At 45.9% G+C, this 21,142-nt stretch carries 17 protein-coding genes and 3 tRNA genes; 8 read left to right on the top strand and 12 right to left on the bottom strand.

The annotated features are described in order from the left end of the window. The first annotated feature begins 147 nt into the window (after nt 1–147). The 5 genes from AB1I50_RS06950 to AB1I50_RS06930 all read left to right on the top strand — a co-directional run bounded on the left by AB1I50_RS06950 (nt 148) and on the right by AB1I50_RS06930 (nt 6,717). The gene (locus AB1I50_RS06950; RefSeq protein WP_407723319.1) at nt 148–480 is read left to right on the top strand and encodes a hypothetical protein; all 333 of its coding nucleotides are present in this window, start codon (nt 148–150) and stop codon (nt 478–480) included. A 29-nt stretch (nt 481–509) separates the two neighbouring features. Further along, complete coding sequence (locus AB1I50_RS06945) at nt 510–704, top strand: helix-turn-helix domain-containing protein (RefSeq protein ID WP_407723318.1); 195 nt, start codon at nt 510–512, stop codon at nt 702–704. Nucleotides 705–833: 129 nt separating this feature from the next. Beyond that, nucleotides 834–2,003: a tyrosine-type recombinase/integrase gene (locus AB1I50_RS06940; protein WP_407723317.1), complete on the top strand. Its 1,170-nt coding sequence runs from the start codon at nt 834–836 to the stop codon at nt 2,001–2,003. 418 nt (nt 2,004–2,421) lie between these two features. Beyond that, complete coding sequence (locus AB1I50_RS06935) at nt 2,422–4,737, top strand: phage tail protein (RefSeq protein ID WP_407723316.1); 2,316 nt, start codon at nt 2,422–2,424, stop codon at nt 4,735–4,737. A gap of 201 nt (nt 4,738–4,938) precedes the next feature. Continuing rightward, nucleotides 4,939–6,717, top strand: a complete 1,779-nt coding sequence (locus AB1I50_RS06930; RefSeq protein WP_407723315.1) for a fibronectin type III domain-containing protein — start codon at nt 4,939–4,941, stop codon at nt 6,715–6,717. 59 nt (nt 6,718–6,776) lie between these two features. Here AB1I50_RS06930 and AB1I50_RS06925 read toward each other — a convergent pair whose 3' ends face one another. Continuing rightward, a complete protein-coding gene (locus AB1I50_RS06925; protein ID WP_407723314.1) occupies nt 6,777–6,968 on the bottom strand; it encodes a hypothetical protein in 192 nt (63 codons plus the stop codon). After that, complete coding sequence (locus AB1I50_RS06920; RefSeq protein ID WP_407723313.1) at nt 6,913–8,436, bottom strand: hypothetical protein; 1,524 nt, start codon at nt 8,434–8,436, stop codon at nt 6,913–6,915. The genes AB1I50_RS06925 and AB1I50_RS06920 overlap by 56 nt, the downstream gene beginning before the upstream one ends. A gap of 202 nt (nt 8,437–8,638) precedes the next feature. Here AB1I50_RS06920 and AB1I50_RS06915 point away from each other — a divergent pair, with 202 nt between their 5' ends. Further along, nucleotides 8,639–11,368: an SNF2-related protein gene (locus tag AB1I50_RS06915; protein ID WP_407723312.1), complete on the top strand. Its 2,730-nt coding sequence runs from the start codon at nt 8,639–8,641 to the stop codon at nt 11,366–11,368. 54 nt (nt 11,369–11,422) lie between these two features. On the opposite strand, the gene AB1I50_RS06910 is transcribed toward AB1I50_RS06915, so the two are convergent. From AB1I50_RS06910 to AB1I50_RS06885, 6 genes are all read right to left on the bottom strand, one after another. Then, nucleotides 11,423–12,073, bottom strand: a complete 651-nt coding sequence (locus AB1I50_RS06910; protein ID WP_407723311.1) for a hypothetical protein — start codon at nt 12,071–12,073, stop codon at nt 11,423–11,425. A gap of 543 nt (nt 12,074–12,616) precedes the next feature. Next, nucleotides 12,617–12,704 (bottom strand) — tRNA-Leu (locus AB1I50_RS06905). Between the two features lie 45 nt (nt 12,705–12,749). After that, nucleotides 12,750–12,824: transfer RNA gene (locus AB1I50_RS06900), tRNA-Glu, on the bottom strand. A gap of 3 nt (nt 12,825–12,827) precedes the next feature. Continuing rightward, a tRNA-Met gene (locus AB1I50_RS06895) sits at nt 12,828–12,904 on the bottom strand. Between the two features lie 81 nt (nt 12,905–12,985). Further along, entirely contained in the window at nt 12,986–13,621 is a 636-nt protein-coding gene (locus tag AB1I50_RS06890; protein WP_407723310.1) for a type I phosphoribosyltransferase, read from the bottom strand. Nucleotides 13,622–13,732: 111 nt separating this feature from the next. Continuing rightward, a complete protein-coding gene (locus AB1I50_RS06885) occupies nt 13,733–13,933 on the bottom strand; it encodes a helix-turn-helix domain-containing protein (protein ID WP_407723309.1) in 201 nt (66 codons plus the stop codon). 842 nt (nt 13,934–14,775) lie between these two features. Here AB1I50_RS06885 and AB1I50_RS06880 point away from each other — a divergent pair. After that, entirely contained in the window at nt 14,776–15,531 is a 756-nt protein-coding gene (locus AB1I50_RS06880; protein ID WP_407723308.1) for a hypothetical protein, read from the top strand. Between the two features lie 223 nt (nt 15,532–15,754). Here the strand turns inward: AB1I50_RS06880 and AB1I50_RS06875 are convergent, their stop codons facing one another. The 4 genes from AB1I50_RS06875 to AB1I50_RS06860 all read right to left on the bottom strand — a co-directional run bounded on the left by AB1I50_RS06875 (nt 15,755) and on the right by AB1I50_RS06860 (nt 20,130). After that, entirely contained in the window at nt 15,755–16,453 is a 699-nt protein-coding gene (locus tag AB1I50_RS06875; RefSeq protein ID WP_407723307.1) for a bis(5'-nucleosyl)-tetraphosphatase, read from the bottom strand. 23 nt (nt 16,454–16,476) lie between these two features. Continuing rightward, the gene (locus AB1I50_RS06870) at nt 16,477–17,781 is read right to left on the bottom strand and encodes a DHHW family protein (RefSeq protein ID WP_407723306.1); all 1,305 of its coding nucleotides are present in this window, start codon (nt 17,779–17,781) and stop codon (nt 16,477–16,479) included. A 140-nt stretch (nt 17,782–17,921) separates the two neighbouring features. Next, nucleotides 17,922–19,466: a sensor histidine kinase gene (locus AB1I50_RS06865; RefSeq protein ID WP_407723305.1), complete on the bottom strand. Its 1,545-nt coding sequence runs from the start codon at nt 19,464–19,466 to the stop codon at nt 17,922–17,924. After that, the gene (locus tag AB1I50_RS06860; protein WP_407723304.1) at nt 19,453–20,130 is read right to left on the bottom strand and encodes a response regulator transcription factor; all 678 of its coding nucleotides are present in this window, start codon (nt 20,128–20,130) and stop codon (nt 19,453–19,455) included. The genes AB1I50_RS06865 and AB1I50_RS06860 overlap by 14 nt, the downstream gene beginning before the upstream one ends. Nucleotides 20,131–20,288: 158 nt before the next feature. On the opposite strand from AB1I50_RS06860, the gene AB1I50_RS06855 reads away from it, so the two are divergent. After that, entirely contained in the window at nt 20,289–21,140 is an 852-nt protein-coding gene (locus tag AB1I50_RS06855) for a fumarate hydratase (RefSeq protein ID WP_407723303.1), read from the top strand. Nucleotides 21,141–21,142 lie beyond the last annotated feature (2 nt).

Here is a 21,142-nt window from a genome sequence, read left to right as displayed (position 1 = left end):
ATAAAAAAAGATTATGCACACGATTTAACAGAAGCACTATTGAATACTAATTGTCAAACAGAATTTAAAGAAATTATTTTAGGATTTTTCATTCAGAAGTTTTATTTTGTTACAGTTGAAAACGATAAGTATGTACCTACTCCTTTTATGCAGAAAATTATTGAAATGAAAAACGACAATTCTATTGTATTGTTTAAGAGCGTTAATACGAAAAATACAGAATTATCAAAGAGTTTTTTATATTTATTAAAATCATCAGGTGTTATTACTGCATTATACAAGATATTAACTATTTGGGGTAAAACCGGACTTAACGAAAGCATTAAAACGATAATAAATTATATGAAAAATGAATATAACCCTAATAGGGATTGCATAGAGTTTTTAAAAAATAATGGTAAAGAATATAGAGATAATTATACAAATTTCAACGACTTCTTTAAAGATGAAGTTAAGCCTGAATTAGAAGAAACAAAATAGTTTTCTTGTATTTCAGAGAAAGGAGCATTATGAGCGTGAATCATAATAAAGAAGATAGCTTGGAGTTTTTATCATCAAGTGATGTAGCTAATCTTCTTCATTGTTCAACAGTGACAGCTCGCAACACTATGAAGCGTGCTGATTTTCCACTTGTAAGGGTAGGCAAGAATATGCGTGTCTTAAAATCTGCATTTCTTGACTGGGCAAAAAAGCGCAGAGTTTAAGGAAAAGCTAAGACAAAAACATATTCAAAAATAAGTTTGAAAACACGTTGACACAGAGGATTTAGCCATGCTAAAATATTAGTAATAAGGAAATCCTCTGTGTTTGCAGTTAGAAAGGATTTAACATATATGGCAACTGCAAAATCACAGAAAAACAAAAAACGTCGTCCTAAAGGCAAAGGCACTTTATACTACGACAAAAATCGCAAGCGATATGTAGGCGAATTTATTGTTGATTTGGGGAACGGAAAAACCCAGCGCAAGACAGTTTCCGGAAGGACGAAAACTGAAGTATCCGATAAGCTCCGTGAGATTGAATACAAATCAATCCTTGGCGAGTACATAGAAAAAGAATGTGTTATTTTTCATGACTACGCCGTAGCGATGATTGATGAGCAGCTGGAGCTTAACGAGATTTCGGAATCTACCTATGACCGTAAGCTGGAAACTTTGAAAATGCTGTCCGAGATATCAGAAATGGAGATAAAGGACATCACGGAAAAGGTAATCAAGGATTTTTTCAAAAAGAAACTTCATTACGCACAATCCTGCATTGATAAGATTTATCAGCTTTTGAATTGGGTGTTGAAAAGAGCGGTTAAACAGAACGTTATTAGTGAAAATCCGCTTGCCGACTTCAAAATACCTAAGTCAAAACAGAAACGAGTTAAGGTGCGCGGATTGACGATTGATGAACAATCAAGATTGCTCGAAGTTCTCAAAAGCGGTAACATTCGTTATTCAGAAGTTATGATGATTTCAATGTTCACAGGAATGCGTGGCGGAGAAGTGTGTGCTCTTGATGTTGAGGATATCAATTTCAAGAGAAAGACAATCACTGTGTATAAGACCGTTTCAAGAAACAAGTTCAAAGAAGCTGTTATCAACGATAATACAAAAACAGAAGCAGGAACAAGAATTCTTCACATCAATGATGATCTATTGGCTTTCTTTAAGAAGATCATTGGGGACAGAACAAGCGGACGTTTGTTTAGTTCCGCTGTCGGAAAAATCTTGACTACACAACAAGTTAATTATCAGTTTTGGTCTTTGATGAAAAAGGGCGAAATTCTTGATAACTCTGTTTCGGGCAAGGTTAATCTTCACTCACTTCGTCATACATATGCAAGTAGGTGCATTGAGGGCGGAATGCCTGCTAAAGTGCTTCAAAAAATCCTCGGACATAGGGATATCACAACAACATTAAATGTTTATTGTGATTGCTTCGATAAGTACGAACAGGAACATTTAGACGTTGCTAATGAGTATATGAAAAAGAACAATTTGGCTATCGCGTAGGTAGTACCAGCAGATAAACCAGCAAATAGGCGGGAAGTCAGTGTTTAAGCCAAAAAACACCACTCCCGCAACCAAACAAAGTGGCTTAAACAGTACGTTTAAGCCACTTTTTTCTGTGTGTTTTATAACCCGCAATGATTATTTTTAAGATGAACGATTTTGCCCTCAGCATGAACGGTCAATTTTTAGAATTAACGATTTTGCCCTCAGTTTGAACGGTCAATTTTTAGGATTAACGATTTTACCCTCAACTTGAACGATAAAAACATAAAACTAATCGTGATATAATGCAGAAAAAGATATATTTGTGCAGGGCTGACAAAACCGTCAATAGATTTTTAGGCAGTATTATTTGTAAAATTATGGTATTATATAATAAACAAGTTTTATTTGCTTGCTATGGAGGTTAGAAGAAGAAATGAAAAGATTGTTTTGGATAGCGCCATTTGTTGTGTTGAGCGTGTTTTATATATTTCCGTTTTCGGCAGGCGCGTTGGAGGTTGCTTCGACAACCGAAGCGGAAAGCAAATTTACTATTGAAATTGAAACTACCGCGGCAAACGTTGCCGATAATGAAGCTCCGCTCGGAACAGATTCTTTTGAAAACACTGAGCCTCCCGAGGAACCCGGCGAAGCAGTTGAAAAGCCTGCCGCTCCGGCTCTCAGTCTTTTAAATTCCGCGAACGGATTAACGGCTTTATGGACAGATATAAATGAAGCGTCATATTATGTTGTCTATTATAAAAGCGCTTTCAATAACGGTTACTCAACCCTTGAAACCGGTGATACAACTTGTGTTATTCCCGAAACGGAATCGGGAACGCTTTATTTTGTAAAGGTTCAGGCTGTCAGTCGTTACGAAGTGAGCGGATATGAATCAGTGGAAAAAAGCTTGACGTATATTGCGCGCGCCGGGAACACGGAGATTAACTTTAACGGCAGCTCAAATGTTTGTGTGTGGAACAGCGTCGGGGGAGCCAATAAGTACCAGATAGCAAAAAAGAAAAGCGGAGATAAAGCTTTTACTTACTTCACAACGACCTCGAATACATTTACGGACAAAAACGTTGTAAAGGCAAATACATATTATTATCAGGTAAGGGCTGTGTACGCCACGGCGGACAACGGAACGGCTTACGGAGCCTGGTCGCCGGTTAGTTCGGTAGTCACATTGGCGCAGACAAACGCGTCGCTTGTGAACAAGTCAAACGGAATCCGCGCGCAGTGGAACGCTGTAAACGGAGCCGCAAGGTACGCTGTATACTACAGGTCGTCAGACGATACAAAATGGACAACGGCTTCAACAACGAATACGTTTTACCCGATACTCAACGCTAAATCGGGCAAGCTGTATTATGTTCAGGTTCGCCCGGTTAACGGAAAGGTCAGCGGCAAATATTCAAAGGTAAAGGCAATAACATTTTTAGGACGTCCTGCCGTAACGCTGTCAAATGCTTCTGACGGAGTTAACCTGAGCTGGAAAAGCGTTGACGGCGCAAATAAATATCAGATAGCAAAAAAGAAAAACGGCGCGTCCTCATACATCTATTACTATTCAACCGGCACAGCTTTTTTTGACCGCGATGTTTACGGAAACACGGCGTATTACTATCAGGTAAGAGCGGTATACGAAACGGAAAACAGCGGAACGGCATACGGCGAATGGTCGGCGGTTGGTACTATTCTCAGGCTTGTTCAGCCGTCGGTGTCGCTTTCTAACAAATCAAACGGAATGCGTGTTGAGTGGAGCAGGGTTGCAGGAGCTGTAAAATACGCGGTATATATAAAGGCGGCTTCCGCGTCAAAGTGGCAGTCGGCAACTACTGCAAATAACTATTACCCGATGTTTACCGTAAAATCCGGCGTTTTGTATTACGTTCAGGTTCGCGCGATTGGCAGCGGAGCCTACGGGCCGTTTTCAAAGCCGAAAAGTCTGACGTTTATCGGCCCTGCCAACTTAAATTTATCAATGCCGAACAGCAATCCGGTGCTGAGCTGGAACAAGGTCCCTGGCGCGAATAAATACCAAATTGTAAAAACGAAAAAAGGCGTTTCGGGTTATGAGTATATTTATACCACGGGAACATCTTACGTTGACAAAGCCGCTGCGGTTTCAAACGGATTTTATTCCTATCAGATAAGAGCGATGTACGCGACAGAGGACAAGGGCACCGCTTACGGCGCGTGGTCTGTCGCGGCAACCACTTTTCGCGGCACCATGATAAAGCAATTACAATCGCAAACAGGTAATTCGAACACCTCGTATGTAAAATATATTAACTCCAAATCAGGCATCGGCGTAACAGCAAGCTTTGAATGGTGCGCTGAATTCGCGTGGTGTATGATCGATCAATTCGCGGCTAAGGTAAAAATAAAAGATCCTATTAAGCCCTGTATTCACGTGAGTGAAATAGCAATGCAGGCGAAAGCAAAAGGCGCGTTAAAAAGCGCGTACAGCAGCGGATATATTCCAAAGCCCGGAGATTTGTTCACCACGTCATTCTATAAATATCCCGGCAGCGACGGACGGCTGCACATCGGTTTTGTAGAATCGGTAGAGACCAACGCAAACGGACAGGTTACAAAGGTTCATACAATCGAAGGCAATTTTAACTGGGAAAATCAAAGCAGTATCAACACACGCGTGTCGAGAAACACATGGGTGCCGGGGAAAGAAAACGCTTACTCCGCTATTTTGTGTGAATATATTGATTTGGAAAAATTGTTTTCTTAACCGTTCGATGAAAAACTCTAAGCATTAACGGTATTTCCTTTAAAATGTATTTATACAAATTTGACAAAATCGGTAAGAAAAGTTTGGATAACTGTATCGGCTGATTTGTGGTATTATATGTATTGGGAATTTTTAACTGACCGAGGGGGAATTAAAATAAATAAGCGCATTTCATTATTGCTTGTGACGGTCTCAGCCGTTTTGTGCCTGTTAGTTGTAGGGATGTTCAGCCCGTCAGCGGCTTCAAAGCTGCCGTCACCTGCTAATTTTACACTAAATACAGTTGACAACACTGTGGAGATATCTTGGGGTGAGGTCGATAACGCAAGCAGTTACGAGCTGTTCTTTCAAAAGGAAGGAACAACGTGGCAGAGTGTTGTTGTAGAGGGTGCTAAGCACACGTTTACAGATGTCAGTCCTTACGACACTTACTTTTTCCAAATCAGGGCGATTGACGCCGAAAAAAATTACGGCTATTTTTCGTCCGTAAAAACAAGGCAGGCAAAGGCTCTGCTCACTTCTCCGCGTAATTTCAAGGCAAACACAGTTGATGATACCGTCGAGATAACTTGGGATGAAGTTGACGACGCGGATAAATACGAGCTGTTCTATCAGCAAGCAGGAACAGGCTGGCACAGCGTAATTGTCGAGAGCACGGCGCATACCTTCACGGATGTAAGCCCGTACTACACATACTTTTTTCAGATAAGAGCGCTCGACAAAAACGGTTACCCGGGATATTATTCATCGGTTAACAAAAGAGCGGCAACACAAAAACTGCCGTCACCGAAGAACTTGTCTGCAAAGACTAATGACAGCACAGTTTCGCTGACTTGGGATGAAGTGAGCGAAGCGCGGAATTACGAGCTGTTTTATTTGCAGGCAGGCACAGGCTGGCACAGCGTTATTGTAAACGGAACGTCGCACACCTTAAAAAATATCAATCCGCAATCCACATACTATTTCCAAATCAGGGCGGTTGCCGACAAAGAAAACCCGGGATATTATTCTCCCGTAACCAAAAGACTGCCTACTCCGTCGGTCGGAGCGTTAAGGAATTTCAGTAACTTCATCAACATCAACTGGACAAGCGCTCCCGGGGCGAGAATGTATTACCTCTGGTATAAAACGTCTTTATCGGACAAGTGGGTATGCGCTCCTAAGCCGACCGCGAACACATACTGGAATATATCAAACCCGAAATCAGGCGTTGTATTTGACGTTGAGATACACGCGGTTTTCCCGAATAACGATTACACGGTGTCGAGCGTAAAAAGCGTTACAAGGCTTGAAGCTCCGACCTACGGCGTTAATTACAGCCAAAACGACAGGTTCAACATCCACTGGAACAAGGTTTCCGGAGCGGATAAATACGAACTGGTAAGGTTTTATAACAATAAAAGCCAGCGTATTTACACCGGCTCAAATACATATTTTGAGGATAACGGAATCTCTGCGATAGGACCGTATTATTATCAGGTCAGGGCGTTGAACGGCAATTCTCAGGGCGTATGGTCATCGTATGTTCCGGTGCATTACGTTCCCAAAAAACTGGCACAGCAAAAGATTGTCGAGCTGGCGCATATGCAGTACGGAAACAAAGGCGACAAATACTGGAAAGCCATGTGGAAGCCCGACCAGTGGTGCGCAATGTACGCAGGCTGGCTGTTGCGCGAGGCAAGGGTTGACCTCGGCAAGTACGGCTGGCACGTCAATGTCGGCGTTTGGGCTGATAACCTCAAGGCAAAAAAGCAGTGGCACGACAGAGGAAAATACACGCCGAAAGCCGGAGATATTATTATTTTCGGCAGACCTGATTTCAGAACGCACGTCGGAATTGTAACCGGCGTTAAGAACGGCATAGTCTACACCAGCGAAGGCAACGCGACAGGTGAGGAATACTTTAACTCGCGCGTGACGGAAAAATCATACAGCCTTAACAGCTCGTACATCGTAGGCTACGGCTCGGTAGCATATTAAAAAATAAAGCCCGGACAAAACGAATGTCCGGGCTTTTCGCGTATCGGTATTAAATTTTATTAAATCACCGTGTGCAAACGTTTTTCTCCGATGGGCGAGTCAACGTCAAAATTCGCGATATATTTTTGCAGGAGAGTAGCGTCGTTAACATCAAGCTCGCCGTCGATGATGTTTCCGCGTTCGGCGGCTTTATCATCAGCGTCCTTTGTTGCAATCGCCCAAGGTGTAGCTGTCGCGCATCTTAAAATCAAGGGTGTAGGTGTTGTTGTAGTAATACGCTTCCGTAACAGGATGATTTTCGTTGACCTTATAGGTGATTTTATAATCGCCGGCAGGCAGCTTTGCAAGCTCGCCGTAGTTTTTCTCCGTTATAGAAGCCATACTCAGCCAGAGTCTGGAGATCCTTACGCTGTCGCTTAGGAACTCCTGACCTTTTTCGTTGACAACGTTGAGTCTGACATTGACATCCGAGAAGTAGGTTTTATCGGAAGCGTTTTCAACTTCATAGCTAAAATAAACCTTCTTTCCGCTTTCGTACAAGGTCACCTGCTCTGAGTCGTATTTTTTTTCGGACAAAGTCATCTGACCAAAAGTAAGGTCGGGGTATTTTACCTTGTTGCGCTTGGTTGCCATATCCCACTCGCGCGGAATATCGCTCTTGTAGGGCAGCAGATATGTATAGTCCTCAAAAACCGCCGTGAGCGGTTCTTCGTACTCGTCATAGTCAAAGCAGAGCCTTCCTGTGCCGTCATCGTAAGCGGGTTTCATATGGATTTTATTATCAGCGAGCGTGCGGTCGGCTTTTTCAACCATATCGGAATCTGAATCGGAAATAAACACATGGCGGAAACGGTCGATATTATTTTTGTCGAGCGAGGTGTCGGTCACAAATCCCCAAAGCGTAATGGCGTGACTGCCTCTCAGTGTGCCGTTGAGATAGATCCCGATTCCCGGCGATACGCCGCAGCCGCTTTTTATCCGTTCCTCCATATTATTTAGCTGCTTGACCGAACGGATAAGCTCCCAGTTGCAGACCGTATCATAGGCGTATTGGCTGAAATATCCGCCTGAGTTGGGATAATTGTTAATTTTCGGAGCGGTAATACCGATGTTGTTGCCCAATGCTACCCCGTTAAAGAACCACGCCAGACCGTAGTACTGAAAGCCGCCGTTGTTGCTGAATGATTTGTTGTAAAGGTCAAAAACCTCATCCTCGTTCTTAAAGCCTGCCTTTTGCGCCCAGCCGGTGTAGGTGAGCATATTGGCGCAGGACGCCGCCCAGCAAAGGTAGGTGTCGCTTTGTTCGGGCTTGAGCTTTTCTGCGTCAATAAAATTTAAATCCTCAAAGTCGAACGGTTGATTGTCAATGTAGTTGGCAAGTATTGCCTGCTGAATATCATCAACATTCTCGGCGCAAAGTCCCGTAAGGTACACTTGTTTAGTAGTGCCGGGGAGCATAAACTCCACGTGAAAGCGTTTGTCTGAGCTGCCCGAGGCGCCTACGCTCAAAGCCTCCTTGCTGCCGACGTAAAGATTATATTCCTGCGATTCCTCAACGCGGTCAACGTCGGGAGCTCCGGCAATCTGTTCGCTGCCGTCCTTGTCAGTGATTACGGAATAAACTCCCAGCGCCTCGTCGGGGATTTCCGCCGCCGTAACAGGTGGTACAGCCAATACGGCTGCAATAATAAACGCCACTGCGGCAAAAAGCTTTTTCATTATAAACCCTCTTGAAAAGTTGTATATAAAAATATGGTAACACAAACGGCGACATAAAAGCAACTGCCGAAATGAATAAATATTTTTTCAATAACTGTGCAGTTTAACAACTTCGGGCAATATATGCAATTACCGTAACAAAACACTTGCCTTTTTAGCTCAAAATGAGGTATAGTATTAGTATAAAACCTGGAGGGATATTATGGCGAGAGATTTTACTTCCAACGACGCTAAACAACTGATTGTTCAGCTTAACGCTTTGCAGAATATGCAAAGGGAGATTGTTAATCTTCCCGAGCAGTACCGTCAGGACGCGCAGTCGCAGACGCGGCAGATGATAGGCTACCGCGCATTTGATAACTTTGTGCGCGACGAACTTAATCGCGGCACGGACGCTCCCGAAAGCCTGCGCGGAGCTGAGCGGATAATTAACGATATAAGTATGTGGATGAAGCTCAGTCCCATAGCACAGCAGATTAGCACCACGGCGCAGAAAAATGACAATATGATTAATTCCATGCGGCAGAGCCTTTCGGCAGGCAGCAGCGGACTGCGCTGGATGTTTTCTTCCTCAAAGACAAAGGAGGAGACGGTGCAAGCATACCGCGCGGCTGAGGGATTTCTGAGGAGCATAGAGGCGAAAAATATCTCGGCTCTGTACGCTCAGACTACTCAAATAAAAAACCTCCCTGCAAACGCGGCTTGGCAGGAGTTCCAAAACAACCGCACGGCGTTCGGAGAAGCGTTCGCGCACATGGCGCCCGAGCTTATGCAGGGCAATTTGGTTCACAAGTTATCGACGGCAATTGAAGGTCACCGCAGCCTGCTGCAGCCGTTCCTTTCGGCAGAACAGGCTATTGAGCAGAGCAAAGAAAATATCAGAAACGCCGCGAACCGCGTCGCCGCGCGAGACATTATGAGTATATTAAAGGGCGTTCCCGTTGAGGAGCTTAACCGCGGCAAGGGCGGAATCCGAGTAAAAACCCTTCGCGATTGCGGCTATGAGACCTTGGCGGATATCTACGCCGCCGCGCCCTCGAAGCTTGAGGCGGTTAAGGGTATCAGCGCCGAGGGCGCGCGTGAGATTAAAACCAAGCTCAACGAGTATCTATACGAGTCGGCAAACACGGTAAAAATAAAGCTGAGCGCTGACGATAAAAACCCCGACTCAACAGCGCTGGTGCAGGAGATTTCCGCGTATATTCTGCGCAAAGACAGCCTGCGCGATTACTATAAGCTGCAGGAAACCTTCAAGCCCAAAACCGACGCAGCAGAAAATTCGCTTATAAACGTCGGCAACGGAGTGCGCTGGCTGTTTTACAACTCTAACCAAAAAGCCGAGGTAACGCAGGCGTATCAGTATCTTGTGCGTTTGCAAAAGAGCGACTACGCCGCAAACCTAAAGCAGTTGTCGAATAATATCCGCGGCAATTTTCAGGTATCGACAAACGAGGCGTGGGCACGGTTTGAAAGCGACACAGTCCGCTTTTGGAACGTGCTTGAGGAAGTCTGCCCTGAGCGCGTCGGCAGCAGCGGCAGCGTTTACGGTCTGCCCGAGGATTTGGCGCACGAAATTCAGCAGCAGCCGCTCAACCTCGAAGGTCTGCGCTGCGAGTTGAGAAGATATCAGGAGTGGGGCGTTAAGTACGCAATTCACCAACAGCGGGTTTTGCTCGGTGACGAGATGGGCTTGGGAAAAACCGTTCAGGCCATCGCCGCGATGGTTTCGCTTCGCAACGAAGGTGCGACGCATTTTGTTGTTGTATGCCCTGCGAGCGTGCTCTCAAACTGGTGCAGAGAGATTAACAAGCACAGCGATTTGAGTGTGATTATGGTACACGGCAGCTCACGCAGTGCTTCTGTTTCAAAGTGGATTGAGGAAGGCGGAGTTGCGGTCACCACCTACGAAACCACGGGCGCGATTGAGCTTGACGATAATTTTAAATACAACTATATGGTCGTTGACGAGGCGCATTACATCAAAAACCGCGACGCGCAGCGCACGGTCAACGTCAGAAAGCTCTGCCAAAAGGCTGAGAAAATTCTGTTTATGACAGGTACGGCAATCGAGAACAAGGTTGACGAGATGATTTCGCTTATCGAGGTGTTAAACCCCGACGTCGCAACGCAGATAAAGCGCATGGCGTTTATGTCGTCCGCTCCGCAGTTCCGCGAGGCGGTAGCGCCCGTGTATTACCGCAGAAAGCGCGAGGACGTGCTTACCGAGCTTCCCGACAAAACCGAGACCGAGGAGTGGTGCACGCTCTCGGGCGAGGAGGTTCAGTGTTACGAGGATGCCGTGCTGTCCAAAAACTTTGCAGGCGCAAGGCGCGTAAGCTGGAATGTGGACGATGTGTCGCTGTCAAGCAAGGCAAACCGTATGAAGGAGCTTTTGGCGGAAGCCGAGGCAGAGGGAAGAAAGGTAATTGTCTTTTCGTTCTTCCTCGACACAATCGAAAAGGTGCGCGGAATGTTGGGCGACAAGTGCGTCGGCCCGATTAACGGCTCGGTACCACCGCAGCGCCGTCAGGAGATGGTCGACGAGTTCGACAAAGCACAGCCGGGCGCAGTGCTCGCCGCGCAAATTCAGTCGGGCGGCACAGGACTTAACATTCAGTCTGCAAGCGTGATTATCCTCTGCGAGCCGCAATTCAAGCCCTCGATTGAAAATCAGGCGATCTCGCGCGCTTATCGTATGGGACAGGCGCGCAATGTGCTTGTTTACCGCCTTTTGTGCGAGGACACTGTAGACGAAAAGATTATGGAAATGCTCGCCGAAAAGCAGGCGGTTTTCGACGCCTTCGCGGATAAATCTACCGTTGCCGAGGAAACTCTCGAGCTCGACGAAAAGAGCTTCGGTGATATTATGGAAAGCGAAATCAAGCGGATTCAGGAGTCACGCGCGGCAAATCAAAACGAAGAAAACAAGTAAAAATCAACCCCTAACACAGCGGCAAACGCTTGTCAGGGGTATTGTAATATAAATTTATTTGCCTGCCTTTTTGATCATCACAATCATCCAGACGTACATACAGGTTTTCGGGAGCATTAACATTCCGATCATTGGCATTGTCTGCGCGAAAAGCACAACCGGAATGTAGAACAAAAAGCTCAGCGTTACCGCAAGCCACATTAGCTTCAGCGGCTTGTCGTTTTTTGCGCTTCTAAGCCACAGCACTACCGTCAAAATTCCGAGCAGGGCAAAGGGGATATTGCGGAGAATTCCCCACAACAGCGACGGCTCAGCGCTTGTCCATCCGTTTTGCGGAAAACAGCAAAGCACTATTCGAATTATACCGAGTATCCAAACGCTTGCCAACACGCCTTTTTCGCCGGCGATTTTGTACCTGTCGCGGCGAGCGTATTCAATCAGAATATAAAACAGTGTCATTGTGATTGACGTGACCAGCTTGCCGATACCGAGCGCGGCGGTATAGTCGCCGTCAGTCCAGTAATTCAGCACTCTCGGCACTAAATGAAGCGCGTCGCCGCAGCCGAGCAGCAAGGTCATTATTCCGAAAATTCGGACGTACTTTCTGCCTTTTGAATTTTTAAGCAGCAGAACACCGCTGACAATCGCGAAAACAAGATAACAAATGTCAAAAATACTCTCGGGCAGAGCAGGCATAAGCTTCATATCAATTTCTCCTAAAAGTTAGATTAACCTAATCATAGCAGAAAAGTTTGTGTTTGTCTATAAATGATTTTTGCTGTTTTAAATCTTAACTGCCAAACAGTTTTGCGGATTGGAAGCCTTACATCTCGTTTTATGCGGCGTGTGTTTAGCTATAAGTTTGCGTAGCTCTCTCGCGGAAAACAGTCCACCGGACTGTTTTCTTTTCGCTCTCCGTTTGAAACATGGTCGTTCAGCGTTGCGGCTAAAGCCACTTCCTTGAACTCCCTGTTTCTGCGCTTCCTCGAACTCCCTTCATCCGCCCCCGGCGGCGGTCGTTCTCGTCACCTTCAAGTCCGGTCGCTGTGATGGGTGCCGGTGACCTATGTTTTGCGGCGGGGAAGTGTTACAGCTCGTTTTGTGCGGCGTGTGTTTAGCTATAAGTATGCGTGGCTCTCTCGCGGAAAACAGTCCACCGGACTGTTTTCTTTTCGCTCGTCTTCAAGTCCGGTCGCCTAATTGCTGGAAAAATAAAAACCAGATACCCTTTAGGGCATCTGGTTTTTATGGTGCCGGCGACCGGACTTGAACCGGTACGGAGTATTAGTCCGAGGGATTTTAAGTCCCTTGTGTCTGCCTATTCCACCACGCCGGCGGTTTTGAGTATTAACTAAGCCCCTCACAAAATGTAAGGGGCTGGTGGTGACCCGGACGAGAATCGAACTCGTGTTACCGCCGTGAAAGGGCGGTGTCTTAACCGCTTGACCACCGGGCCGAATGGTAGCGGAAATAGGACTTGAACCTACGACACTTCGGGTATGAACCGAATGCTCTAGCCAGCTGAGCTATTCCGCCATATTCGCTGAAATCAGCATTTGTTATTATATATTAAAAAATGGGGTTTGTCAATAGCAAACCCCAAATTTATTAATATTATCACAGTGCGGAGTATCCGTAGCTGTTAACAAGCGCCTCAATTTTCTCGCCTCTTTGGCAAATCGGGCACTGGTGGGGCTTAAAGCTCTGGTAATCTCCCAAATCGTGCGGATTAAAGATAGAGTGAACCGGGTGGCCGTCGCACTCGTTAACGGTTGCGAAAATCGACGAAATTCCAACGATATGTCCGCCGTAGTAGTTAATCGCGTCAATTGCCGCAAGCGCGCTTTTGCCGGTTGTCACCGAAGCCGCCAAAATCAGCACGTGCTTGTTTGCGAGCATCGGAACAAGATTGTCGCGGAAAATCATCTGACCTCCGCCGATAAACTCGGGCGAGATAACGTAAATCGTCTGGTGGGCGTTGAGGTTAATAAAGTCGTCCCTCGTAAGCTCCTCGGCAACGCAAGCGCCGATAACCTCGGTGCCGTCAAGGCAGAGGATTGTGTCAACAATCGTCCTCGCGCGGTAGGCGGATACCATCTCTTTGGCAACGGCGCTCGCCTCCGAAAGTCTTGTTTTTTGGGTTGTAACGTCGATGTAGTAGTTGATGTGGCTGTGCATTGTTGCAAAGTGTCCTTTTCTGACGCGCAGGAACACGTTTTTGTTTTTGGTTCTGATTTTATATTCCTTGGACATAGTATCCTCCTTAAAGCAAAAATTATTATATTCTAATTTTACAACATAAAGCAATTTATTGCAAGATAAATTTATAAAAGCAGAGCTATTCGCGGTTGAATATCTCTGCTTTCAGTCTTTTCTGTATTCAATTATGTCAAATAAATCGCAGTCCAAAATCTCGCAAAGCTGATTGAGCGTATATGTGCTTACGTTGCCGTTTTTTCGCAGACGGTCAAGCTGACCCGTGCTGATGTGATAGGTTTTAATAAGCTTATATTGAGATATGTTTTTTTCTTTGAGCGTTTGCCAAAGCTTGTCATATAAAATCATAAGAAAGTCCTTGAAAAGTTTACAATTATTATTTACTTTTCTTGTGATTTTAGTATAAATTATTGTTCGATTGTTGACAGTAGCCCGTATTCTGGCTATAATAGTTGTAATAAAATATATGTTCAAAAAAGGAGGAACATTTTATGAAAAAACAAGTCAAAAGAACACTATCAATTTTATTATCGGCAATTATTATTGCATCGTTGTTTGCAATTGTGCCGATTCAGGCAGGCGCGGCTGTACCGGCATGGAAAACGGCTTATATTAATTATATTAAAAACGATGAGATGATAAAAAAATATGGAGATGGTATTGATTTTAAGCTATATGACTTTGATCAAAATGGAATCCCTGAATTAATTGTTGATTCGCATTGGGGGTTTTATGGCGGTACATTACTGACGTTTGGATACGATGGATTTAATACCGGCAGGTTAGATTCATTGACAACATTTGGGGGTGATGGATGCAGAATGATATATGGAAATAAAATACTGGACAGCTCTGGCAGAATGGGAGCATATACAGACGTAGTTTATCAATTTAATGGAAATAATCTTCAACCTGGTAAAATTACTACATTGTTTTTTGGCTTACGTTACGTAGACACCTATAAAAAAACTTATAAGTATAAAACTTCCATGACTAACAACTGGCAAAAGAATTTGACAGCAGTTCAACAACAAGGATATGTTAGTCAACAACAGTATGAAAGTAAACTATCTTCTATATTTGACAAAAGCAAAGCGTTAATGCTAACAAGTAAAAATTGCAGTAATAAATCAAAAATCATTAGTGAAATAAATAACTATAATTCAGCTCCCGCCGCGCCAACAATCAGCGTGGCTAACGGAGTAAGCGGTCTTGATGTCGCTTGGGGCAAGGTTGCAAACGCTCAGTCATACGTTGTGTATTACAAAACCGCGTCAACAGGATGGTCGAGTTTTTCAACAACCTCAACCAGAGCCACCATCACAAATGTAGGCTCGGGTAAATACTATTACGTTCAGGTTCAGTCAATAGGTGCGAACGGCGTTAAGGGTAATTACTCAAAAGTAAAAACGATGACATATCTGTCAAGAGTTAATATAACTTCACTTGTATATAACGGCAACAATACCTTAAAATGGAATGCCGTTCCGGGGGCGAACAAGTATCAAATCGCGCGTCTTAAATCGGGCGACAAAGCGTACACTTATCTTTATACAACAACACCGTCGTTAATTGAGAAGAACGCGGTAGGCGGAATCGCCTATACTTATCAGGTTCGCGCTATGTATCAGACGACAAACAGCGGAACCGCTTACGGCGCGTGGTCGTCAACAAAATCCGTTCCCACTTTGGTTGCTCCTACAGTAACGCTGTCAAACAAATCAAACGGAATCCGCGTTACATGGAACTCAATCCGCGGCGCAATCAGATATATTGTATATTATAAAAAGTCAACAGATAAAGGCTGGTCGTCAGCTGTCACAACCAACCTGTATTATCCGATTTTGAATGCTCAGCGCGGAGCACTGTACTATGTTCAGGTTCGTCCTGTCGGGGCTACAGTCAGCCAGCCGTATTCAAGCGTAAAAAGCATAGTATTCAAATAATCAAAAACAAAAGGAAAAGCTATTTTAAAACTCAAATACATACACGCATATTCCTTAAATAAAAATGTAGGGTTTGGTCTTGACCAAACCGCAGATTGAACACTAAATGTTCAGTGCTTGACCGCGGTTCAGTCTCGACTGAACCCTACAATAAAATAATAAAAACGGAGTCGTCTCACACTCACATAAAGAGTATGCAGACGGCTCCTAAACTATTATAATTTTACGGCTTCATCAGGTGGATCGTAAGCTCTGCCTTTTCGATAATTCTCAAATCGTTGTCGTAGGTGCACATCTTACGCGCCTGCTGAAGGTCAACCCAGATGTAGCTGTCGATTTCCTCCTCCTGAATAACAACGTTGTCTGTGAACGCTCTGGCGAGGAAGAACACCACCCTCTTGCGGATTTTGCCGAACGGGCAGTACTCGCTGATTTCGCGGAAGCCCGGGGTGATTGTAACGTCGAGACCGGTCTCCTCCTTAATCTCGCGGATGGCGGTTTCCTGTTCGGTTTCGCCTTCCTCGATATGTCCCTTCGGAAAGCTCCAGTACCTGCCGTTGTTGTTCTTAACAAGCAGGATTTTTGTGTTCTGCTTGGTCTTGTAGAAAATAATCGCTCCGCAGGATTTTTCGTAAAGACAGCGGATTGATTTCAGCTTTATATTTTTTAATTTTGAAAGTATCCGTCTGAGCTCAGGCTCGTAGTAAATATCGCCGTAACGCGCGACAATCATACGCTCCCCGGTAAGCCCTTCAAATTCAGCGACAGCCACAACGATTCCGTCAAAATATTCGTCAGCGCCCTTGCGCGTAACAAAGTATGCGCTTTTTGTCGAAGCCGAACCGTCCGTGCTCACGCGAGCCGAATACAGGTTGTCGCTGATATTTCCGAAAATAGAAATCTTAACATTTTCCGCAATCATTTCTGCCGCCTCCTTTCTGAAAATTAAATGGCTGATAACGAGCCGATTTGCGTTTGTGAACCGGCGCTCTTGACGTCGTTGATAACAAGTACGTCCGTAATTCCGTTTTGCGAGCAGTAGTCAGAGAATTTCATTCCCATACTGTCAAAATAACGGTAGTCGATAACATGAACCTCGCCGTAGTTGTAGCTGAGGTAGGGTGCAATAGCGTCGCCGTAGTCCTCCTTGACAACCAAAAGCTTTTTGTCCTTTTGAGCCGCCGGAGAGCTTGAACGGATTACGCACAGCGGATTGTCGCCCACGAGGAATACACCGTAGGTGAATGAGCCCGAGGTTGCCGCCTCGTAATATGGGCTCGGGTTTGTATACGACACGCCGTTTTGGTCTGTTACGTCCATCGGAGCCTCATACGGAAGAACTCGGTAATGAACCGTATCCTCGCCGGGAACGGCGGTGTAGAGTGAGTAGCTTCCGTAGAAGCCCTCAATCGTCTTGTCCTCGCAGTTTGCAAGGTCAAGCGGAGTTTGTCCGGTTGCCTTGGCAAACGCGTCGTAGCCGTAGTATGCGCCGAGGTCTGTCCAGTTGTCGTCCGATTTATAGTATATGTAATCGTTGTTGTGGTCAACCAAAGAATCGTAAGCGTTGACAGATTTTACTTTATCGCTAAGCGCATTGTTAACCGAGGTGATAAACTCAGCCTGAGATGATGTTGTGAAGTCGCCTGTTTTAAGCCTGTCGGGCAGACACAGCTCGGTGCTGCTCGGAACAACCATATTGTAGAAGTTAACCGACGGAGCTTGCTCGGCAAGGCTGTTGACAGCCGAGGCGTAAGCCTCTGCGCTTCCCTGGTCGGGCACAAATCTCAAAAATCCGGTGCTGTTCCAAACGCAGCACTCGCCGTAAACCTCGGCAGGACTGTTGTCGTCGGTGATATTCGGGGTTTTAAATGAGGACGCGCTCTTTTTGCTCTCGCCGCCTGAGCTTGAACCGCCGTTCGGCGTTGCCTCCGACGGGGTGGCTTTCCGCGCTTCCTGCTTGAACTTTGTCTCGGTTGAAACGTTCACGACTTTGCTCGGCGAGTTTCCGCAGCCCTTGAACATCACGGTGAACAAAACCACGAGCAGAGCGAGAATTACCACGCCTGCGATAATCAGAACCGCACGGTTTCTGAGCAGGCGCATCCGTTTTTCACGGGCTTTTGTGCGTGTGCTTTTCGGCACGCGTTTTTTGCTTTTGCCCTTAGCTTTTTCGGCACGGTTTTGACTGCTGTATATGTCGTCACCGAACATATCGACGTCTTGTAAACCGTTCTTTCCGCGACCGCGCATAAGCCTGCTCCTCCATTTTAGTACATATATATACTAATTATACATCATATGAGAAGTAAAAACAACACTATTCGACAAGAAATTTTAAAAATATAAAACAAAAACTGCCATTCCGCGGTTTCACGAAACGGCAGTTAATTTTATTCGTCCTTTTTGATTTTCTTAACGGATTCAACCTCGGTTTCAAACCAGAACGTACTTCCCTTACCGGGGGTACTGCGCACGCCGTAGTGTGCGTTGTGAGCGTCCAAAATGCTCTTGACGATCGAAAGTCCGAGTCCCGAGCCGATAACTCCGCGTTTGTGCTCCTTGTCGACCTTGTAATATCTGTCCCAGATATACTCGAGCTTGTCAGCAGGAATACCCTCGCCGTGGTCGGTAACTTCAACCCGAACCTTGCCCGATTTAACGGTTTGGCTGACAATAACGGTCTTGTCCTCGCCTACATGGTTAACGGCGTTGTTGACAAGGTTGTAAATTACCTGTGAAATCCTCAGCTCGTCGGCGTTGATGTAAACGTTTTCCTTCGGCTCAAAGATAATGTTGTAGCCGTCCTGCTCGACAAGCTTTGAATATCTCGCGAAAATCGCGCTAATGCTGTCGGTCAGGCAGAAGGTCTTTTTCTCAGCCTGTAACGCTCCCGACTGGAGCTTTGACAGGTCGAGCAAATCGTTTACAAGGGTGGAGAGCCTCGTCGCCTCGTCGATGATAATCTGTATATTTTCAGGCGTATTTTCGCCCGGCAAGTCGCGCATAACCTCGCCGTAGCCGGTAATCATCGTCAGCGGAGTTCTCAGGTCGTGAGAGATATTCGCGATAAGCTCGCGCTGGAGCTTTTCGGTAGCGGCGAGCTCGGTCTTGGCGTAGTTAAGCGTCTCGTTAAGCTCCTCAACCTCAAGATAACCGCGTGCGTTAAAGTCAACCTCGTAGTTCTTTTTCGCGAGCTCCTTAGCCGCGCTGTTTGTCTTTGAAATCGGCTTTGCAATTCTATGGCTCGCGTAGAGCGAGAAGATAATCGACAGAACAACAAACACAAATGTAACCCATGTGAGCTGACCGCGCATAATGTCGATCGTATTACTCAGCGGAGTAATCGACGACGTAATCAGCAAAAACCGCTCGCTGCCGTCGTCGCGCGTTATTACGTTAGCGCATACAAGGCTTTCGGACGAAGCCTCGGTTTGCGCGCGGTAGTGAACGTCCGCGTTTGCGCTGTCCCCTGTTGCACCTGAGAACGCCTGCCTGAGCATATCGAGCTTGCGCCTGGCGATATCCGACACGCTGTTTGTATCGACCGAAATATATGAACCGCCGTTGTTTTTGGCGTTGCGGTAATAGGAGTAAATCTCGTGCTCCTCAATGAGCAGCTCGTTTGCAGGTACATCATAGGTGCACTGGTACAGACTTTTTAACAGCCCTGCGCCCGAGTCGTAAACATAAACCGAGAGCGAATTGCTGCTCGCTACGTTGTCAATTGTCGTCCAGACGTTTTTGTTCTGTTCAATGGACTGCGAAATCCGCGTTGCGCTCTGCTCAACGTTTCGCGTTTTTGAGGCGGTGTAGTAGGGCTTGAGCAAAAACGTCTGGAAAACCCACAGTACAACCAAAATGATTGCGCCGAACAGTAAAAAGTAACCAAGCAGCTTTATGTGCAGCGGCCAATACTTTCTGTTATATTTCCTCAAACCTGTAACCCACCCCTCGCAAGGTAACTATACATTTGCTGTAATCACCGAGGCTTTTCCTCAGCAGCTTGATGTGAGTGTCAAGGGTTCTTTCATCTCCGAAAAAGTCGTAGCCCCAAACCTCACTGATAAGGCTTTCTCTTGTCAGGGCAAGGCCTTTGTTGCGAACCATATAGAACAGCAGTTCATATTCCTTCGGCGTCATCTCTACGCGCTGACCGTCAACGGTGACAATTCTCGCGGAGAAGTCAATTACAAGTCCCTTGTAGGTGTAAACGTCGCGTTCCTTTTCGGCAGTGCCTGCGCTCGAGCGCTTAATAACCGCCGCAACGCGCATCATAAGCTCCTTTGGCGAAAACGGCTTTACAACGTAGTCGTCCGAGCCAAGCTCAAAGCCGTGGATTTTGTCGTACTCCTCGCCGCGTGCCGAGAGCATAATAATCGGAGTTTTGCAGAACTTTCTGATTTCTCTGCAGGCGGAAAAACCGTCGAGCTCGGGCATCATAACATCCATGATAATCAGGTCGTAGGTGTTCTTGCGGCACACCTCAATCGCCTGCATACCGTCGACAGCCTCGTCAACCTCGTAGCCCTCAAACTCGGCGTATTTGCGTATAATCTGTCTTATTCTGAATTCGTCGTCAACAACTAAAATTTTAGGCATACATATCCCTCCTATTGTAACCATACACCCCAAATGTGACGAATATATGTGCTTTCGGTGTTTTTTATAGTATATCATAAATTATTTGATATTGAAATACCATTAAAAAAGTTTTATAATAGAACGGTATGATAATTTAAATTAAAAGGGAGTATAATATGGAAGCGAGAAAAGTAACCTGTAGCGAGATTATCTCGGCGGTTAAAAAGCTGTTTATGGACTGCAATTATTTCATCGGTGACGATATTTTATCAGCGCTTAAAACCGCAAAGGAAAATGAGCAGTCGCCTGTCGGCAAAAGCGTGCTCGACCAGATTATAGAGAATGATATTTTGGCGGCAAAGGAGGAAATTCCGCTTTGTCAGGATACCGGAATGGCGGTGCTTTTTGTCGAGTACGGCGACAAGGTTTTTGTCGAGGACGGAAGCTTTGACGAGGCGGTTAACGAGGGCGTCCGTCAGGCGTACCGCGACGGCTACCTGCGCAAAAGCGTGGTAAGCGATCCGGTCTTTGACCGCGTTAATACAAAGGACAATACCCCTGCGATTATCCACACAAAAATCGTCAGCGGAGATAAAATAAAAATCACCGCAGGCGGTAAGGGCTTCGGTAGTGAAAATATGTCCGCGATAAAAATGCTCACTCCGTCGTACGGCGTAGAGGGCGTAAAGCAGTTTATCCTCGACACCGTGAGAGCGGCAGGCCCTAACCCCTGTCCTCCGATTGTTGTCGGCGTGGGAATCGGCGGAACTTTTGAACGCGCGGCTCAGCTTGCGAAAAAGGCGACCTTCCGCCCGATAAATACCGAAAATACAGATGAGCGCTACGCCGAAATGGAGCGCGAGCTTCTCGCTGAGATTAACAAAATGGGCTTCGGTCCTGCAGGCTTGGGCGGAAATACAACCGCAATCGGCGTAAATATCGAGACCTCGCCCACGCACATCGCAGGAATGCCCGTAGCGGTTAACATTTGCTGTCACGCGGCGCGTCACGCGAGCGCTGAAATTTAAGG

It is taken from the genome of Ruminococcus sp. NATIVEDY161, from assembly GCF_045819895.1.
Lineage (GTDB): Bacteria > Bacillota > Clostridia > Oscillospirales > Acutalibacteraceae > Ruminococcoides.
The sequence above is the reverse complement of the archived record's forward strand: the minus strand, read 5'-3'. Positions and strand labels throughout refer to the sequence as shown.

Excerpts from the sequence above, each read along its gene's own strand:
- AB1I50_RS06950 (WP_407723319.1), top strand. The coding sequence starts at position 148 with ATGCAGAAAATTATTGAAATGAAAAACGACAATTCTATTGTATTGTTT.
- AB1I50_RS06945 (WP_407723318.1), top strand. The coding sequence starts at position 510 with ATGAGCGTGAATCATAATAAAGAAGATAGCTTGGAGTTTTTATCATCA.
- AB1I50_RS06940 (WP_407723317.1), top strand. The coding sequence starts at position 834 with ATGGCAACTGCAAAATCACAGAAAAACAAAAAACGTCGTCCTAAAGGC.
- AB1I50_RS06935 (WP_407723316.1), top strand. The coding sequence starts at position 2,422 with ATGAAAAGATTGTTTTGGATAGCGCCATTTGTTGTGTTGAGCGTGTTT.
- AB1I50_RS06920 (WP_407723313.1), bottom strand. The coding sequence starts at position 8,436 with ATGAAAAAGCTTTTTGCCGCAGTGGCGTTTATTATTGCAGCCGTATTG.
- AB1I50_RS06915 (WP_407723312.1), top strand. The coding sequence starts at position 8,639 with ATGGCGAGAGATTTTACTTCCAACGACGCTAAACAACTGATTGTTCAG.
- AB1I50_RS06910 (WP_407723311.1), bottom strand. The coding sequence starts at position 12,073 with ATGAAGCTTATGCCTGCTCTGCCCGAGAGTATTTTTGACATTTGTTAT.
- AB1I50_RS06890 (WP_407723310.1), bottom strand. The coding sequence starts at position 13,621 with ATGTCCAAGGAATATAAAATCAGAACCAAAAACAAAAACGTGTTCCTG.
- AB1I50_RS06885 (WP_407723309.1), bottom strand. The coding sequence starts at position 13,933 with ATGATTTTATATGACAAGCTTTGGCAAACGCTCAAAGAAAAAAACATA.
- AB1I50_RS06875 (WP_407723307.1), bottom strand. The coding sequence starts at position 16,453 with ATGATTGCGGAAAATGTTAAGATTTCTATTTTCGGAAATATCAGCGAC.
- AB1I50_RS06870 (WP_407723306.1), bottom strand. The coding sequence starts at position 17,781 with ATGCGCGGTCGCGGAAAGAACGGTTTACAAGACGTCGATATGTTCGGT.
- AB1I50_RS06860 (WP_407723304.1), bottom strand. The coding sequence starts at position 20,130 with ATGCCTAAAATTTTAGTTGTTGACGACGAATTCAGAATAAGACAGATT.
- AB1I50_RS06855 (WP_407723303.1), top strand. The coding sequence starts at position 20,289 with ATGGAAGCGAGAAAAGTAACCTGTAGCGAGATTATCTCGGCGGTTAAA.